The sequence below is a fragment of the Oerskovia enterophila genome (genome assembly GCF_001692445.1).
GTDB classification, from domain to species: domain Bacteria; phylum Actinomycetota; class Actinomycetes; order Actinomycetales; family Cellulomonadaceae; genus Oerskovia; species Oerskovia enterophila.
Genome location: NZ_MAQA01000027.1, coordinates 1 through 17,066, shown reverse-complemented (window position 1 = coordinate 17,066; position 17,066 = coordinate 1). Strand labels below are relative to the sequence as shown.

Genomic DNA, 17,066 nt, shown 5'->3' with positions numbered 1-17,066 from the left:
GGCGGCGTCCGTCGGCCAGACGGCGTCGACGTCCTCGTGGCCGACGACGAACGGCCCGTGCTCGACGAGCTGGTCCAGCTCCTGCGGCGCGACCCGCACGTGCGCTCGGTGCACGGCGTCGCCTCGGGGTCCGAGGCCCTGCGCTGGCTGTCCGAGCACCCCGTGCACGTCGCGTTCCTCGACATCCACATGCCCGGCCTCACGGGGCTCGACCTCGCCCGCGCGCTGTCGCGGTTCTCGGTGCGGCCCGCCGTGGTGTTCGTGACGGCCGACGAGGCCCGGGCCATCGAGGCCTTCGAGGTCGAGGCGGTCGACTACGTGCTCAAGCCCGTGCGGCGCGAACGCCTGGCTCGGGCGGTCGAGCGCGCTGTCGCGGGTCATGCGGCCGGGGGCCGCGCCGCGCTGCGGGACGCGGGCCGGGCGGCGCCCGACGCCCGTGCCCCGGCCGACGAGACCATCGCCGTGACGGTCGGGACCACGACGCGCGTCGTGCTGCGCTCCGCGGTGCGGTGGGTCCAGGCGCAGGGCGACTACTCGCGCCTCGTGACGGACAGCGACAGCTACCTGGTGCGCGAGCCCCTCTCCGACCTCGAGGAACGCTGGGCGGCCGCGGGCTTCCTGCGCGTGCACCGCTCCTACCTCGTCGACCGCTCGGCCGTGACCGCGGTCCGCCTGGGCGGTGCGCACCCCGTCGTGGTCGTCGCGGGGCACGAGGTCCCCGTGAGCCGTCGCATGGCCCCGGCCGTGCGCGACGCGCTCCTCGGCCGTCCCGGAGGACGTCCGTGAGCACCGAGGAGCCCCCGCCGCGGGTCGTCGTCCGTTCGACGGACGAACCGGCCGCCGACCTGGACGCCGCGACGCACCCGGGGGAGCGGGCGCCGTCGGGCAGCGTGACGCCCCTGGGCGCGGAGACCTCCGGGCCCGACGGCGGCAGCGAACCCGCGGCCGTGTACGCCCGCAGCCTCGCGCGAGCGCAGTTGCGGCTCGCGCTCGCGTGCGTCGTGTCGTTCCTGGCCGTCGTCGCGCTGCTCACGGTCACGATGAGCGCCGTGCCGACGCTGGGCGACGTGCACCTGCTGGGCGTGCCGCTCCCGTGGCTCCTGCACGCCTACGGGTTCTACCCGGTCATCGCGGCGTTCGCGCTCGTGTTCGCGCTCGCCGCCGCGCGCAACGAACGACGCTTCCGCGCCCTCGTGGAGGACGAGTGACCTCGGCGCTGCCGCTCGTCGCGGTCGGCCTGCTGCTGCTCGCGACCGGGCTCATCGGGTTCTACGGGCTGCGCATCTCGCGGACCACGAGCGACTTCTTCGTCGCCTCGCGCACCGTGCAGCCCGTGTGGAACGCGTCGGCCATCAGCGGCGAGTACCTGTCGGCCGGGACTTTCCTGGGCCTGTCCGGGCTCGTGCTGCTCTCCGGGGCCGAGGCGTTCTGGTTCCCCGTCGGGTACGCCGCGGGCTACCTGCTCGTGCTGCTGTTCGTGGCCGGGCCGCTGCGCCGCAGCGGGGCGTACACGATCCCCGACTTCGTCCAGGCACGCCTCGACTCGCTCGCCGCCCGGCGCGTCACGAGCGTCCTGGTGCTCGTCATCGGGTGGCTGTACGTCGTCCCGCAGCTCCACGGCGCCGCGCTCGTCATCACGACCGTGGCCCCCGTGCCGCCGTGGGTCGGGTCGGTCGGGGTCGCCGCGGTCGTGAGCGCCGTGGTCGCCGCGGGTGGCATGCGCTCGGTCACGTTCGTCCAGGCGTTCCAGTTCTGGGTCAAGCTCACGGCGCTCGCGATCCCCGTGGTCTTCCTGCTGGTCGTGCTCGGCGGGCAGGACCTGGCGCTCGACCCGGCCCAGGTCTTCCCGCCCGAGGCCGGGCCACGCTCCTACGACACGTACACGACCGTCTCGCTGCTGCTCGCGCTCCTGCTCGGCACGATCGGCCTGCCGCACGTCCTCGTGCGCTTCTACACGAGCCCCGACGGGGTCTCGGCGCGCTGGACCACGGTCGTGGTGATCGTCATGATCAGCGTCTTCTACATGGTCTCGAGCACCATGGGGCTCGTCGCCCGGGTCGTCGCGCCCGACCTGGCCGAGCCCGGCGTCGCCGACACGGTGGCGCTCGTGCTGCCCGCGCGCCTCGTGCCCGGCCTGGGCGGCGAGCTGCTCTCGGCCCTCGTGATCGCCGGGGCGTTCGCGGCGTTCCTCGGGACGTCCTCGGGGCTCGTGGTCTCGCTCGCGGGGGTCGTGAGCCAGGACCTGTTCGGCGGCACGGTCCGCTCGTTCCGCTGGTCCGCGGTCGCGTGCACGATCGTGCCCCTCGCGTTCGCGCTCGTGACCATCCCGCAGGGGCTCGTCACGAGCGTCGGGACGGTGTTCGTGTTCGCGGCCTCGGCGCTGTCCCCGACGATCCTGCTGGGTGTGTGGTGGCGTCGGCTCACGGCGCGCGGCGCGATCGCGGGCATGGTCGTCGGGAGCGCGCTGTGCGCGGTCGCGCTCCTCGTGACCTCGGTGCTGGGGCCCGGCGACGGGCTCGCGCGCAGCCTCCTGGCCCAGCCCGCGGCCTGGACGATCCCGCTCGCGACCGCCACGACGGTCGTCGTGTCCCTGCGCGACCGGCGCGGGCCGCAGCCTCGCACCGACCGTTTCCTGCGGCGGCTGCACGTGCCGGAGCGGGCGCCCGAGCGTTGAGTGCGTGGTTCGGCTGCGACGCGCCCGGCGAGTCGCAGCCGAACCATGCACTCGACGTCGGGCGGGCCGGGGCAGCCCTGTTCGTCCACATCGTGTGACCCGGGCAAGCATGTGGGAAGCCGGTGCAAGAATGCGATCGATGCCCTCCACCACCTCCAGACCGAGCGCGTCCTCGGCTGACACACCCGGCGGTCCCGACGGCGATGCTCCTGTGCGCGGCCCCGGCCACCGTGCCCGGGCCACGGACGGCAGCCCTCCCGCCGGACCACCCGTGGTCGGTGGCTCGGCGCCCACCACCGGGCGGTCGGTGCCGGCAGGGTCCCGGCTGTCCACCTGGGCGTCGCTGCGCCGGCTCTACCCGTACGTGCGCCCCGCGGTGCCGCGCCTCGCCGGCGGGCTGCTCTCAGCGCTCGGCGCCAGCCTCGCGGCGCTCGCGATCCCGCAGGTTCTCCAGTCGCTCGTCGAGGGGCCGCTCGCCGCCGGAGCCTCGGCCCACGATCTCCGTGCGCTCGTGGTGCCCGTCGTCCTGGTGCTGCTGCTCGGCGTGGCCGAGGCAGGGTTCGTGCTGCTGCGCCGGAACCTCGTGATGTACCCGGGCACGCGCATCGAGGCAGACCTGCGGCTCGCGTTGTTCAGGCACCTGCAGGACCTTCCCGCGGCGTTCCACGACCGGTGGCCCGGTGGCCAGCTCCTCAGCCGGATCATGGGCGACCTCGGTCTGCTGCGCCGATGGCTGATCTTCGGCCTGCTGCAGCTCGTGGTGAGCGCGGTGACGATCGTCGTGGGCGTCGCGATCCTGCTCTCCACGGTGGGCTGGCTCGGGCTCGTGTACCTCGCCGGTGCCGTGCCGGTCACGGTGATCGCGTTCCGGTTCTCGCGCCGCTACCGGGTCATCGCGCGGCTCTCGCAGGACCAGTCCGGTGACCTGGCCACGACGGTCGAGGAGTCGGTGCACGGCATCCGGGTGCTCAAGGCCTTCGGGCGCGGCGGCAGCGCCCTCCAGTCCTTCACCGGCCAGGCGGAGGAGCTGCGACGCACCGAGATCCGCAAGGCCGGCAACCAGGCCACGGTGACCACGTCGCTGCAGATGATCCCGGAGATCACGCTGGCGGTGTGCCTGGTGCTGGGGTCGGTCCTCGCGGTCCGCGGTGACATCACGCTGGGGAGCCTCGTCGCGTTCTTCCTCACCGCCGCCGTGATCAACGGCCCGGTCGTCGACCTCGGCATGACGCTGTCGATGACGCTCAACGCGCGCACCGCCGTCGACCGATTCTTCGAGGTCATGCAGACGCCGAACGACCTCACGGACCCGCAGGACCCGGTCGAGGCCGGCCCGGCTCGGGGGCACGTGGAGCTGCGTGACGTCTCCTTCCGGTTCGGCGACGCGACCGAGCCCCTGCTCTCCCATCTCGACCTGGAGCTGCCCGTGGGGACGACGACGGCGCTCGTCGGGCTCACCGGTGCGGGCAAGTCGACCCTGGCGATGCTGGTGCCCCGCATCGCGGACGTCACCGGTGGCCAGGTGCTGCTCGACGGGGTCGACGTGCGCGCCATGCGCCGCACGGACGTGCGCCGCGCCGTCGCCGTCGCGTTCGAGGACCCCACGCTGTTCTCCGCCTCGGTGCGGGACAACGTGCTGCTCGGTGTCCCCGAGGTGGGTCCCCACGCGGTGCCCGACGCAGAGCGCGAGCGCCGGCTGCACGAGGCGCTCGAGGTGGCGCAGGCTGGGTTCGTCGCCGACCTTCCGCAGGGCGTCGAGACGCTCATCGGCGAGGAGGGGCTGTCCCTGTCGGGCGGCCAGCGGCAGCGCCTGGCGCTCGCGCGGGCCATCGCCGTGCGCCCGGCGGTGCTCGTGCTCGACGACCCGCTCTCGGCGCTCGACGTCACGACCGAGGAGGCCGTGACCGGCCGGCTGCGCGAGGTGCTCGACGGGACCACGACCCTCGTGATCGCGCACCGGCCCTCGACCGTCGCGCTCGCCGACCGCGTCGCCGTCCTGCAGGACGGTCGGATCACCGCCGTCGGCACGCACACCGACCTCCTGGTCGCCGACCCGCACTACCGGTACGTGATCTCGAGCCTCGAGGAGGACTGGGAGCAGGCCGCGACCCAGGGCACCCCGGGTGACGGACCCGAGGTCCACGTGGACGACGACACGAAGGAGGCCCACCCGTGAGCGGACCGACCACCCCGGCCGAAGCGCCCCGTCGACCCACCGATGCAGCGGCCGACGACGCCACACGGCTCGACCGCGAGACCTCTGCGGCCGTGCGTGCCCGTTCGATGCGACTGCTCGGAGACCTGCTGCGTCCCCGCAAGCGGGCCCTCGCGTGGGCCGGGGTCCTCGTCGTGATCTCCACGCTCGGTCAGGTGGCCGGGCCGTGGCTCGTGTCTCTCGCGATCGACGTCGCCGTCCCCGCCCTCGCGGACGGCCGGGCCGTGCCGCTCGTGCTCGTCGGCTCCGCGTATCTCGTGGCCGCCGTCGTGGGCGGGCTGTGCGCGGGCGCCTACGTGCGGTCGGCCGCGCGCATCGCCCAGGGTGTGCTGCTCGCCCTGCGCCGCCGCGTGTTCCGGCACACGCAGCTGCTGTCGCTGGACTTCCACGAGTCGTACACGTCGGGCCGTATCATCAGCCGCCAGACGTCCGACCTCGAGGCCCTTCGTGAGCTGCTCGACGGCGGCCTCACGGGGGTCGTGTCCTCGCTCATGCTCATGCTGTTCACCGGCCTGGGGCTGTGGTTGCTCGACCCGGTCTCGGGGCTCGTGCTCGTCGTGGCGCTCGTGCCCGCGTGGCTTCTCACCCGATGGTTCCAGAAGCACTCGCAGCTGTACTACCGCCAGCAGCGCACCACGTCGGCCCGGCTCATCGTGAAGTTCGTCGAGACGATGACGGGCATGCGTGCCGTGCAGGCGTTCCGTCGCGAGGCCACGACCGAGGCGGAGTACGACCGGCTCGGTGAGGAGTACCGCGACGCGAACCTGCGGATCTTCAGCGTCAACGGGCGGTATCAGCCTGGCCTCGTGCTGATGGGCAACGTCGCCGTCGCTGCGGCGCTCGCCGTCGGCGGGTGGAGGGTCTACCAGGGGTCGCTGGACGTCGGCGTGCTGGTCGCTGCGCTGCTCTACGTCAAGCGGTTCTTCCAGCCGATCCAGCAGCTCGGCATGTTCTACAACTCCTTCCAGTCCGCGACGGCGGCCCTGGAGAAGGTGTCCGGGCTCCTGGCCGAGGAGCCCACCGTCGTCGAGCCCGAGAGACCCACGCCCCTGCCGCACGCTCGCGGCGCACTGCGGCTCGATGACGTGACGTTCCGGTACGGCGACGGACCGGTGATCCTGCCGGACCTCGACCTCACGATCCCCGCGGGTCAGACGGTCGCGCTGGTCGGCACCACGGGGGCAGGCAAGTCGACGCTGGCCAAGCTCGTCACCCGGTTCTACGACGCCACCGAGGGCAGCGTGCAGCTCGACGGGGTGGACCTGCGTGACCTGTCGACCACGGACCTCCGGCGCGCGGTGGTCATGGTGACGCAGGAGGCCTACCTGTTCAGCGGGTCCGTCCGCGAGAACATCGCGCTCGGGCGGCCCGACGCGACACAGGCCGAGATCGAGGACGCCGCCCGTGCCGTCGGTGCGCACGAGTTCATCATGGCGATGCCCGAGGGCTATGACACCGAGGTGAACAAGCGGGGCGGACGGGTCTCCTCCGGGCAGCGCCAGCTCCTGAGCTTCGCGCGCGCCTTCCTCGCGGACCCGGCGGTGCTCGTGCTCGACGAGGCGACCAGCTCGCTGGACGTCCCGGGCGAGCGGTTGGTGCAGCACGGCCTGCAGACCCTGCTCGCGGACCGGACGGCGATCATCATCGCGCACCGGTTGTCCACGGTGGCCATCGCGGACCGTGTGCTCGTCATGGAGCACGGGCGCATCGTCGAGGACGGTTCGCCCGCCGACCTCGCGGCAGGGAGCGGCCGGTACGCGACCCTGCACGAGGCATGGCGGGACTCGATGGCCTGAGGCGCGGGCGCCCGTCACGAGCGCCGAGTGCATGGTTCTGCCGCGACACGCCCGGCGAGTCGCGGCCGAACCATGCACTCGACGTCGGGCGCCGGGCTAGGGCACGAGCCGGTGCAGGTCGCGCGGGAACAGCGTGACCTCCCGGACGTTCGCCGCCCCCGTCAGGCGAGCCGTCCAGCGCTCGAGGCCGATCGCGAACCCGCCGTGCGGCGGCATGCCGTGCTCGAACGCCTCGAGGTAGGTCGCGTACGCGGCCGGGTCCTCGCCACGGGCCGTGATCGCTGAGACGTAGTCCGCGTGCCGGTGCAGCCGCTGCCCGCCCGTGACGAGCTCGAGACCGCGGAAGAGCAGGTCGAAGCTGTTGCTCCACCGCGCGTCGTCGGGCTGGGGGTGCGTGTAGAAGGGGCGCTTGGCCATCGGAAAGCCCTCGACGGCGAGGAAGTCGCTGCCGTGCTCGGCGAGCGCCCACCTCCCCAGGGCGCGTTCGTGCTCGGGGGCCAGGTCGGGCTCGTCCGCGGGCGCGCCGACCAGGGCCAGGGCCTCGGCGAAGTGGATCACGGGGATCTCGTCGGGCACGACCGGGACCTCGAAGCCCTGGGTCGCGACCGCCCCTGCCGCGAGCTCGTGCACCCCTGCGACCATGCCCGCCAGGACGTCGCGCAGCACCCGCAGCACGTCGCGGTGGTCGTGCACGAACCCGAGCTCGACGTCGAGCGAGACGTACTCGGCGAGGTGGCGGACCGTGTCGTGCGGCTCGGCGCGGAAGACCGGCCCCACCTCGTACACGCGCTCGAACACCCCGACGAGCTGCTGCTTGTAGAACTGAGGGCTCTGCGCCAGGAAGGCGGGACCGCCGAAGTAGTCGACCGCGAACACGTTCGCCCCCGACTCGGTCGCCGACGCGACGATCTTGGGAGAGTGGACCTCGGTGAACCCCTGCGCGTCGAGCACCTCCCGGAAGCCTCTCAGCGACGCGGCCGCGACCTCCCACCGGGCACGCTGGGCGGGATGGCGCCACGCGACCGCCGCGTGGTCGAGCAGGGTCGGCAGCGCCACGTCGAGCGCAGGACGCCACAGCTCGACGGGAGGGGTCCTGGCCGGGTCGGTCAGGGGGGCGACGGTCGGCGCGGTGACCTCGATCCCCCCAGGTGCCTGGGCGTTCGCCGTGGCGACCCCGGTCACCTCGACCACGGTCTCCTCGGGCGGCACGTCCTGCCCGTCTCCCGCGCGCACGACGACCTGGGCGAGGCCCGACCGGTCGCGCAGGACCAGGAAGGTGACTGCGGCGAGCTCGCGGCGGCGGTGCACCCAGCCGCGGAGCGTCACGGACGTGCCGGGCGGCACGGACGAGAGGTCGGCGGCGAGAGTGCGGGGGCCGGGAAGCGCGACGGGTGGGGTGGGTGGTCTCATGGGTCCTCCAGCAGGCGAAGGCCCGGGAGGAGCGGGCGGGGGCTAGGTCGCTGTGCCACCACTCCTTCGCCGGGAGGTCCCGGCCTCTCGTCGGTACGCCGCACGCGCGGGGGACGCCCGCCCGAGCTGCGAGAGCCGGGCCGAGGGTCGTCACGCCTCACGTCCACCGGTCCCGACCCTACCCATGGTGCAGCCGGGGCGTCGCGGGATTTCTCCGGGCGGACGCCGGGTGCACGGCACCCCCCGTTCACCCGCTCTCGCTACGGTCGCACCAGGACCGCAGAGCCCGCCCAGCCCCCTCGGCCCGCCCCGCTCGCCCGGCGCCTGGGGCTGGCCGACAGCGTCGTGATCGGCGTCGGCTCGATGCTCGGCGCCGGAGTGTTCGCGGTCTTCGCCCCGGCGGCCGCCGCGGCCGGGTGGTGGCTCCTCGCGGGGCTCGCGCTCGCGGCCCTGGTCGCCTACGCGAACGCGACGTCCACGGCGCAGCTCGCGGCTCGCTACCCGACGTCGGGCGGGGCCTACGCGTACGGGCGTGAACGCCTGGGGCCGTGGTGGGGGTTCGCCGCGGGGTGGTCGTTCGTCGTCGGGAAGACGGCCTCGTGCGCGGCCATGGCCTTGACCTTCGCGGCCTATGCCGCCCCCGGCGCGCAGCGACCCGTGGCCGCGCTCGTCGTCGTGGCGCTGGTCGCCGTCAACGCCCGGGGCGTGACCCGCACGGCCCAGGTGACGCGCCTCCTGGTCGCCGTGACGGCGCTCGTGCTGGTGCTCGTGGTCGTCGTCGCGTGGCAGGCCCCCGTCGCAGGGGCCGCGCCGGGGGCGGGAGCACCCCTGGGGGCGTACGGGGTGCTCCAGAGCGCGGGACTGCTGTTCTTCGCGTTCGCCGGGTACGCACGGATCGCGACGCTCGGTGAGGAGGTGCGGAACCCGCGGGTCACGATCCCGCGTGCGATCCAGCTCGCGCTCGGGATCGTGGTGGTCGTGTACGCGGTGGTCGGGGTCGGCGCGCTGCGGGCGCTCGGCGTGGACGGCCTCGCCGGCTCGACGGCGCCGCTCGCCGACGTCGTCGGCGCGGCCGGGTGGCCCGGCGGGGACCTGATCGTGCGGGTCGGCGCCGCCGCGGCCTGCGGGGGAGCGCTGCTGGGGCTCGTCGCCGGGGTGGGGCGGACGACGCTCGCGATGGCGCGGGAGGGCGACCTGCCGCGCCCGCTCGCGGTGGTGCACCCGGTCCACCGGGTGCCCGCGCGCGCCGAGGCCGTGCTGGGGGTCGTCCTCGTCGTCCTCGTCCTGGTCGCCGACCTCCGCACGGCCGTCGGGTTCTCGTCCTTCGCGGTGCTGACGTACTACGCGGTCGCCAACCTCGCGGCCCTCACGCAGGGGCCCGACGACCGTCGCCGGCCCCGCGTCCTCCAGGTCCTGGGACTCGTCGGGTGCGTGGTGCTCGCCGCCTCGCTCCCGCCGGCGTCGGTGCTCGCGGGTGGGGCGGTGCTCCTCGTGGGGCTGGCCGGACGAGCCGTCGTCCGGGCCGTCGCGGGGCGGATGCCCAGCACGTGACCCGGCCGCCACGCGTCCGGTGTCGACGCCCCAGCCCTCGCGCCAGGACGCCCACGGGGTGACGATGGACGTATGTCCAGCGTCGGACCGGTCGTTGTCGGGTATGACGGGTCGCCCTCGGCGACCTCTGCGGTGCGCTGGGCTGCGCGCGAAGCCCGACGGCGCAGCGCCCACCTCGAGGTCGTCTTCGCCCGCGACGCGCACGACTCCCACCTGGAACCCTCGCTGCCGGGCGGGGGGGACGACGCGCAGGCCGGAGCCCGGGCGCTCGCGGACCGCGGCCGTGGCACGGCGCTCGAGGTCGAGCCGGACCTCGAGGTCGAGGCGACCGTCGAGTACACGACCCCCGCGGCGACCCTGGTCGCGGCGTCGCTCGACGCCTCGGTCGTGGTCGTCGGCTCCGGGGACCACGGGCGGGTGCGCGGTGAGCTCGGCGGCTCGGTGGCGCTCGCGGTCGCCGCCCACGCGCACTGCCCGGTCGTCGTGGTGCACGGCGACGTCGAGGCGTTGCGCGACGTGAACCTGCCCGTCGTGGTGGGGGTCGACGGGTCGGCGGCCTCGACCGACGCGCTGCTCCACGCGGCCGAGGTGGCCGTCGCGCGGCAGGCGTCCCTGCGAGTGGTGGTCGCGTGGTGGACGCGGGCCTCGGCTCATCTCGAGAGCTACGTCGCTGCGGAGTTCCCGCGCGAGCGTGCCGAGCAGGGCGCCGAGCGGCAGCTCGCCGCGGCGCTCGCGCAGGTGCGCGAGGCGTTCGAGGGCATCGAGGTCGAGGGGCAGACGGTCGAGGCCTACCCGGCCCCCGCGCTGGTCAGGGCCTCGGAGGGGGCCGAGCGGCTCGTCGTGGGCTCGCGCGGCAGGGGAGGGTTCGCGGCTCTCGTCCTGGGATCGGTGAGCCACGCGCTGGTGCGTGACGCGCACTGTCCCGTGACGATCGTGCGCTGAGCGCGACCGCCCTTCTCGAGTGATCCCGACCACATCTTCGGGTCCGAGGGTTTCACCCGGTCCAGATGTTTGGTTAGGCTCACCTCTGTGAGCCAGACCTTACCGGGAGCCGACGACGCCACGGCAGCCCAGGACCCCGCCCGACCGGCCCTCGCCGGAGCCGGGCTGAGCCTCGGGTACGACGGGAACGCCGTCGTGCACGACGCCTCGCTGCGACTGCTCCCCGGACAGGTCACCGCGCTGATCGGGCCCAACGGGAGCGGCAAGTCGACGCTCCTGCGCTCGCTCGCCCGGCTCCACAAGCCGCTCGCAGGCACCGTGAGCCTGCCCGACGTCCCCGACGCGCTCGCGCTGCACCCCAAGGACTTCGCGCGCCGCGTGACGCTGCTCTCGCAGAGCAGGCCCACGCCCAACGGCGTGAGCGTGCGCGACGTCGTCGGGTACGGGCGCCACCCGCACCGGGCACGCTTCCGCTCCACGGACCCCGACGGCGCCCGCGCGATCGCCTGGGCCATGGACGTCACGGGCGTCGCGGCCATGGCGGGACGCGGCGTCGACGAGCTCTCGGGCGGCGAGCTCCAGCGCGTGTGGCTCGCGACGTGCCTCGCGCAGGACACGGGCGTGCTGCTCCTCGACGAGCCCACGACCTACCTGGACCTGCGCTACCAGGTCGAGATCCTCGACCTGATGCGCGACCTCGCGGACGACCACGGCGTGGCCGTGGGCGTCGTGCTGCACGACCTCAACCAGGCGGCCGCGGTCGCCGACCACGTGGTCCTGCTCCAGCGCGGCGTCGTCCGCGCCGCGGGCGAGGCCGCGGACGTCCTGACGGCCGACGCCCTGAGCGAGACCTACGGCATCCGCATCGAGGTCACGCACGACCCGCTGACGGGCACGGTGCAGACCGCGCCCGTCGGGCGGCACACGACCCGCAGGCTCGTCGCCGTCCCCTGACGACCGAGCCGACGAACCCCGTGCCGCCGCGCACCCCCGCGCGGTGGCCCACCGAGCCCGACGCCGCCACGGCGCGGGCCGCACCTCAAGGACACAGGACCCCCATGCGAACGACCCTCCGGACCGGCCTGCCCGCCGTCCTGCTCGTGACAGCGCTCACCCTCACCGCGTGCGGCACCACGGAAGAGGCCGACGCCGGCTCGGCCGACGCGACCGCAGCCTCCGACGCGGGCCCTGTCACGTTCACCGACGAGCGCGGCGAGCAGACGCTCGACGCCCCGGCGACCGAGGTCGTCTCGCTCGAGTGGGGCCTCACCGAGAACCTGCTCGCGCTCGGCGTGGACGTGGTGGGTCAGGCCGACGTCGAGGGCTACAACACCTGGGACACCTCGGTGCCCCTCGACGCGTCGACCCCGGACGTCGGGATGCGCGGCGAGCCGAGCCTCGACGCGATCTCGGCGCTCGAGCCCCAGCTCATCGCCGTCACCACCGACACGCCCGACAACGTGATCGACCAGCTCGCGGACATCGCGCCCGTCGTGACGCTGCGCGGCTCGGACGGCACCGACCCGATCGGGTACATGCGCCAGACCGTCGAGACGCTCGCGACCGCGACGGGCACCGAGGACGAGGGCGCCGAGCTGCTCGCGGGCTTCGACACCAAGGTCGCCGAGGGCAAGAAGGCTCTCGACGAGGCCGGCGTCGCGGGCGCCTCGTACGTCATGGCCGACGGCTGGGTCAACAACGGCACCGTCTCGGTGCGCATGTACACGCCCGGCTCGTTCCTCGGCGCGATCGGCGCCGAGCTGGGCCTCGCGAACGCGTGGACCGGCGAGGGCGACCCCGACTACGGCCTCGCGCAGACCGACGTCGAGGGCCTGACCGCGCTGAGCGACGTCCAGTTCGTCTACGCCGCGAGCGACTCCGAGGCAGACCCGTTCGCGGACGGCCTCAAGGACAACGCGATCTGGCAGCAGCTCCCCTTCGTCGCGGCCGGTGACGTGCACCGCATCCCCGACGGCATCTGGATGTTCGGCGGCCCGGCCTCGGCGGGCGCCTACGTCGACGCGCTCGTCGCGGCACTGACCCAGTGAGCACGAGCGCCCCGGGGGAGCTCTCGACGGCCCGGAACGAGGTCCCGGACGACGCCTCGGGACTCCTGGCCCCGCCGGTTCCCCCGGGGCGCTCGCGCGTCCGGTTCCGCCTGACGGTCGCCTCGGCGTTCGTCGTCGCGATCCTCGTCGTCCTGGTGCTGGCCGCGATCCACCTCACGCAGGGGACGGCCGACGTCGGGCTCGGCGACCTGCTGAGGCTCGTCGTGGGCGGCGAGGCCGGCGACACGGACCGGACCGTCGCGGCCGTCCTGGTCGCCTCGCGACTGCCCCGCCTGCTCGCGGGCCTGCTCGTGGGCGTCTCGCTCGGTGCGGCCGGAGCCGCGCTGCAGTCCGTGGCGCGCAACCCGCTCGCCTCGCCCGACACGCTCGCGGTCAACGCGGGCGCCTACGTCGCGGTCGTGGGCGCGGCCGTGATCGGCGTGACGCTCCCGTTCTACCTCTCGGGGACCCTCGCGCTGGTCGGTGGCCTCGCGGCCTCGGGCCTCGTGCTCGTCCTGGCCCGCGGTGGTGCCGCCGGGCCGACCCGGCTGATCCTCGCGGGCTCCGCGATCACCCTGGCCCTGCACTCCCTGACGACCGTGCTGCTCGTGCTGTTCCAGCAGGAGACCATGGGCCTCTTCGCGTGGGGGAGCGGTTCGATCGTCCAGTCCGGCACGTCGCAGGTCGCGCTCGCTGCCCCGCTCGTGGTCGTGGGCCTCGGCGGCCTGATCCTCGTGGCCCACCGCCTGGACCTCCTGGCGCTGGGGGACGACACCGCGACCGTCCTCGGGATCGACGTGCGCGCCACGCGCGTCGTGACGATCCTGCTCGCGGTCCTGCTGTCCGCGACGGCGGTCACGGTCGCGGGCCCGGTCGGGTTCGTGGGCCTGTGCGCCCCGGTGATCGTGCGCCTCGTGGCGCGCAAGGTGCCGGGGCTCAACCGGCACCGCGTGCTCATCCCCCTCTCGGGGATCGCGGGCGTGATCGTCATCCTGGGTGCCGACGTCCTGCTGCGGCTGGTGCTTCCCGGCACCTACGGAGTCGCGGTCCCGACGGGCGTCATCACGACCGTGTTCGGCGCCGCGACGCTCGTGTGGCTCGCGCGCCGCCTCAAGGACTCGGGCCCCGCCGCGGGGACCCGGGCCGCGCACGTCCGGCCGCGCACCGCGCGTCGGACCCTGGTCGTGACGGCCGTCCTGGTCGCGCTCCTGGTCGCGGCCACGATCGCCGCGCTCCTGCTGGGCGACCGGCTCCTGCTCACGGGCGACGTCCTCAACTGGGCCGCCGACCGGGCGGGCAAGCAGGTCTCCTTCGTGCTCGACCAGCGCTTCCCGCGTGCGCTCGCGGCGATCCTCGCGGGTGCCGCCCTGGGGCTGGCGGGAACCGTGGTGCAGGCCGTGTGCCGCAACCCGCTGGCCGAACCGGGGCTGCTCGGCGTGACCGCGGGTGCCGGCCTGGGGGCCGTCGCGGTCGTCCTGCTCGTGCCCGGCGTCGGCATCATGGGCATGTCCGCGGCGGCCGTGGTCGGCGCGCTCGGGACGTTCGCGATCGTCTACCGCCTGGCCTACCGGGGCGGGCTGAGCTCGGACCGCCTCGTGCTCATCGGCATCGGCATGAGCGCGGGGGCCACGGCCCTGACGACGCTCGTGATCGTCGTGGTGGCGCCGTGGAACCTCAACCTCGCGCTCACCTGGCTGTCCGGGTCCACGTACGGGCGCACGCTCGAGCACGTGGTCCCCGTCGTGCTCGCGCTGCTCGTGGTCGTGCCCGTCGCGGTCCTCCACCGGCGCGAGATGGACGTCCTGGCGCTCGACGAGGACACCCCGCGGGTCCTGGGCCTGCGGCTCGACCGCACGCGCCTGCTGCTCCTGGGCGCGAGCGCAGTCCTGACCGCGGCGGCGGTCTGCGCGGTCGGCGTCGTGGGCTTCGTGGGGCTCGTCGCCCCGCATGCCGCGCGTGCCCTCGTCGGTTCCCGCAACGGTCGCGTCATCCCGGTCTCGATGCTGCTCGGGGCCGTCCTCGTGAGCGTCGCCGACACCGTGGGACGCACGGTCATCGCGCCGGCCCAGATCCCCGCGGGCCTGACGACCGCGCTCATCGGTGCGCCGTACTTCGTGTGGCTCCTGTGGCGCAGCCGAGGCCGTGAGGCGTGAGAGTGATCCCGGCCACAGGTGCGGGTCCGGGGGTTCACCCGGGCCCGATGTTTGGTTAGGCTCGCCTACGTGAGCCAGACCAGTGTCGTGACCGAGCAGGAGATCTCCCCGTTCCGCATGTTCGACGTGCAGGTGCGACGGGTCGAGCGTCTGGCTCCCAGCTTCCTGCGCGTGACCTTCACGGGCCACGACCTGCACGAGTTCGCCGACAACGGCCTGGACCAGCGCATCAAGCTCGTCCTGCCCGCGGCCGACGGCGGCTACGAGCACCTCGACCGCACGGGCGAGTGGTATGCCGCCTGGCGTGCCCAGCCCGAGGAGCGTCGCAACCCGCTGCGCACCTACACCGTGCGCGCGGTGCGCCCCGAGCTCGCCGAGGTGGACGTCGACCTGGTCCTGCACGGCGTCGCCGGACCCGCGTCCCGGTGGGCGCTCGCGGCGCGCCCCGGCACCGAGGTCGTCCTGCTGGGCCCCAACGGGCTGTGGACGGGCGCGCACGGCGGGGTCGAGTTCTCGCGCCCCGTCCGCAGCCACGCGCTGCTCCTCGCGGGCGACGAGACCGCTGTCCCCGCGATCGCCTCGATCCTGGGGGCCCTGCCTGCGGACGAGGTCGGCGAGGTCTTCCTCGAGGTCCCGCACGCGGGCGACGTCCTGCCCGTCACGGCGCCTGCCGGCGTGAACGTCACCTGGCTCGCCCGCGAGGGGCGCGCCCACGGCGACCTGCTCGTCCCCGCGGTCCGTGAGGCGGCAGACCGTCTGCTCGAGCGCAACGTGTGCGGGGCGACCCACTCGCTCACGTGCGCCGCGCGGGGGCTCGAGCGGCGCGCCGACGGGGCCGGCGGCGTGGCCGAGCTCGAGGACGTCGACATCGACACCGGCATCCTCTGGGAGGTCCCCGTGGACGACGACGGCGCGCCCCTCGTCGCGTGCGCCGAGCTCTACGCGTGGCTCGCGGGCGAGGCGTCGGTCATCAAGACGCTGCGGCGCTACCTCGTGTCCGAGCGCGGCGTGGACCGCCGGTCGGTCGCGTTCATGGGGTACTGGCGAGAGGGCCGCGCCGAGGGCTGAGGCTCGAGGGCGCCGCGCCGCCGGGCCGAGCGCCCGCACCCCCTCGCCGCGGGAACCCGCGTCCTCGCTCACCCCACCGGCACGCCCAGCCCCTCGACCAGCTCGATCCCGGGCAGCAGTGCGAGCAGCGCGCCCGGCAGCAGCAGCTTGGAGCGGCGCAGCCCGCTGCCGATCAGCGCGGGTTCGCCGTCCGTGGCGACGGCCGCGTCGAGCAGCACGCGCCACCCGTCGGGGAGCCCGATCGGGGTGATCCCGCCGTGCTCCATGCCGGACTCGGCGACCGCGCGGTCCATGGGCAGGAACGACGCCTTGCGCACGTCGAGCAGCGACCGCACGCGCGTGTTCACGTCGGCCCGGGTCGTGGCTCGCACGACGGCCGCGGCGATCCTCTCGTCGCCCCCGCGTCGCCCGGCGACCAGGACGCAGTTCGCGGAGGCCGCCGGGGGAAGGTCGTGGGCGGCGTTGAGCGTCGCGGTGTCGGCGAGGTCCGGGTCGATCTCGACGACCGCGACCTGCTCGGCGACACGCGGGTCCTGCTCGGCCCACCGGGCGAGCGCCGCGGCGACCGAGGGGGCGAGGAGCTCGGGCCGGCTCGTCGCCGGGACCCAGTCGAGGTCGCCGAGCGTCGGGAGGGCGAGCGGGCCGCTCGTGGGGCGGCTCATGCGTCGACCAGGACCTGGTAGGTCGGCGTGATGGTCGCGCGCCCGATCGTGTGGAACACGGCGTTCATGGCGACCGCGGTCGCGGTCGTCGAGGGGGTGACGTCGAGCGTCTCGACGTCGAGCGCGTGCACCGCGAACACGTACCGGTGCGGTCTGTCGCCGCGCGGGGGTGCGGCGCCCAGGTAGCCCGGCCCTCCGCCGTCGTGCCGGGTCTGCACGGCTCCCGGCGGGAGGTAGCCGCCCCCGGGTGACCCGGCGCCCTGCGCGAGGGTCACGGTGGACACGGGCACGTTGACGACGGTCCAGTGCCAGTAGCCCGCCGGGGTCGGCGCGTCCATGTCGAAGCAGCTCACGAGGAACGAGCGCGTGGCCGCGGGGAAGTGGTTCCAGGAGAGCTCGGGCGACCGGTTGTCGCCGTCGGCCGCGTGCGTGCGCGCCAGGGGTTCGCCGTCGACGACGTCGTCGCTCGTGACATGGCATCTGTGGCACTCACTGCGTGGCCCGAGGATCGCCCGGGCAGTCCTCAGATTTGCGGGTGGTGACGGAG

The 17,066-nt window shown here is 74.4% G+C and carries 14 protein-coding genes; 11 read left to right on the top strand and 3 right to left on the bottom strand.

The window, feature by feature from the left end; translation table 11 throughout:
• The first annotated feature begins 36 nt into the window (after nucleotides 1-36).
• The 5 genes from OERS_RS11915 to OERS_RS11895 all read left to right on the top strand — a co-directional run bounded on the left by OERS_RS11915 (nucleotide 37) and on the right by OERS_RS11895 (nucleotide 6,685).
• A complete protein-coding gene (locus OERS_RS11915) occupies nucleotides 37-786 on the top strand; it encodes a LytR/AlgR family response regulator transcription factor (RefSeq protein WP_068625948.1) in 750 nt (249 codons plus the stop codon).
• Nucleotides 783-1,208, top strand: coding sequence for a heavy metal transporter (locus OERS_RS11910; RefSeq protein WP_139107809.1), 426 nt, complete (start codon nucleotides 783-785; stop codon nucleotides 1,206-1,208). Before OERS_RS11915 ends, OERS_RS11910 begins: the two co-directional genes overlap by 4 nt.
• The gene (locus OERS_RS11905) at nucleotides 1,205-2,674 is read left to right on the top strand and encodes a sodium/solute symporter (protein WP_068625924.1); all 1,470 of its coding nucleotides are present in this window, start codon (nucleotides 1,205-1,207) and stop codon (nucleotides 2,672-2,674) included. The genes OERS_RS11910 and OERS_RS11905 overlap by 4 nt, the downstream gene beginning before the upstream one ends.
• A 139-nt stretch (nucleotides 2,675-2,813) precedes the next feature.
• Nucleotides 2,814-4,850 (top strand): ABC transporter ATP-binding protein, encoded by a 2,037-nt coding sequence (locus OERS_RS11900; RefSeq protein ID WP_139107808.1) that lies wholly within the window; start codon nucleotides 2,814-2,816, stop codon nucleotides 4,848-4,850.
• Entirely contained in the window at nucleotides 4,847-6,685 is a 1,839-nt protein-coding gene (locus tag OERS_RS11895; protein ID WP_068625923.1) for an ABC transporter ATP-binding protein, read from the top strand. Before OERS_RS11900 ends, OERS_RS11895 begins: the two co-directional genes overlap by 4 nt.
• A gap of 96 nt (nucleotides 6,686-6,781) precedes the next feature.
• On the opposite strand, the gene aspS is transcribed toward OERS_RS11895, so the two are convergent.
• Nucleotides 6,782-8,095 carry an aspartate--tRNA(Asn) ligase gene (gene aspS / locus OERS_RS11890; RefSeq protein ID WP_068625922.1) on the bottom strand — a complete coding sequence of 438 codons (1,314 nt, stop codon included), beginning with the start codon at nucleotides 8,093-8,095 and terminating at the stop codon, nucleotides 6,782-6,784.
• Between the two features lie 324 nt (nucleotides 8,096-8,419).
• On the opposite strand from aspS, the gene OERS_RS11885 reads away from it, so the two are divergent.
• The 6 genes from OERS_RS11885 to OERS_RS11860 all read left to right on the top strand — a co-directional run bounded on the left by OERS_RS11885 (nucleotide 8,420) and on the right by OERS_RS11860 (nucleotide 15,857).
• Nucleotides 8,420-9,646: an APC family permease gene (locus OERS_RS11885; protein ID WP_068625945.1), complete on the top strand. Its 1,227-nt coding sequence runs from the start codon at nucleotides 8,420-8,422 to the stop codon at nucleotides 9,644-9,646.
• A gap of 72 nt (nucleotides 9,647-9,718) precedes the next feature.
• Nucleotides 9,719-10,588, top strand: a complete 870-nt coding sequence (locus OERS_RS11880) for a universal stress protein (RefSeq protein WP_068625921.1) — start codon at nucleotides 9,719-9,721, stop codon at nucleotides 10,586-10,588.
• 87 nt (nucleotides 10,589-10,675) lie between these two features.
• Nucleotides 10,676-11,542, top strand: a complete 867-nt coding sequence (locus OERS_RS11875) for an ABC transporter ATP-binding protein (RefSeq protein WP_083201403.1) — start codon at nucleotides 10,676-10,678, stop codon at nucleotides 11,540-11,542.
• Nucleotides 11,543-11,646: 104 nt separating this feature from the next.
• Complete coding sequence (locus tag OERS_RS11870; protein ID WP_056647031.1) at nucleotides 11,647-12,636, top strand: ABC transporter substrate-binding protein; 990 nt, start codon at nucleotides 11,647-11,649, stop codon at nucleotides 12,634-12,636.
• Complete coding sequence (locus tag OERS_RS11865) at nucleotides 12,633-14,789, top strand: iron ABC transporter permease (protein WP_083201402.1); 2,157 nt, start codon at nucleotides 12,633-12,635, stop codon at nucleotides 14,787-14,789. Before OERS_RS11870 ends, OERS_RS11865 begins: the two co-directional genes overlap by 4 nt.
• Nucleotides 14,790-14,906: 117 nt before the next feature.
• Entirely contained in the window at nucleotides 14,907-15,857 is a 951-nt protein-coding gene (locus tag OERS_RS11860) for a siderophore-interacting protein (RefSeq protein WP_068625942.1), read from the top strand.
• A gap of 68 nt (nucleotides 15,858-15,925) precedes the next feature.
• Here OERS_RS11860 and OERS_RS11855 read toward each other — a convergent pair whose 3' ends face one another.
• Together OERS_RS11855 and OERS_RS11850 are read right to left on the bottom strand one after the other, a co-directional pair.
• Nucleotides 15,926-16,519, bottom strand: a complete 594-nt coding sequence (locus OERS_RS11855) for a YbaK/EbsC family protein (protein ID WP_056764941.1) — start codon at nucleotides 16,517-16,519, stop codon at nucleotides 15,926-15,928.
• Nucleotides 16,516-17,066, bottom strand: a 551-nt coding sequence (locus tag OERS_RS11850) for a YbhB/YbcL family Raf kinase inhibitor-like protein (RefSeq protein WP_322788292.1), incomplete at its 5' end; no start/stop codon positions are given. The genes OERS_RS11855 and OERS_RS11850, both read right to left, overlap by 4 nt.

Excerpts from the sequence above, each read along its gene's own strand:
- OERS_RS11870 (WP_056647031.1), top strand. The coding sequence starts at position 11,647 with ATGCGAACGACCCTCCGGACCGGCCTGCCCGCCGTCCTGCTCGTGACA.
- OERS_RS11880 (WP_068625921.1), top strand. The coding sequence starts at position 9,719 with ATGTCCAGCGTCGGACCGGTCGTTGTCGGGTATGACGGGTCGCCCTCG.
- aspS (WP_068625922.1), bottom strand. The coding sequence starts at position 8,095 with ATGAGACCACCCACCCCACCCGTCGCGCTTCCCGGCCCCCGCACTCTC.
- OERS_RS11900 (WP_139107808.1), top strand. The coding sequence starts at position 2,814 with ATGCCCTCCACCACCTCCAGACCGAGCGCGTCCTCGGCTGACACACCC.
- OERS_RS11855 (WP_056764941.1), bottom strand. The coding sequence starts at position 16,519 with ATGAGCCGCCCCACGAGCGGCCCGCTCGCCCTCCCGACGCTCGGCGAC.
- OERS_RS11860 (WP_068625942.1), top strand. The coding sequence starts at position 14,907 with ATGTTCGACGTGCAGGTGCGACGGGTCGAGCGTCTGGCTCCCAGCTTC.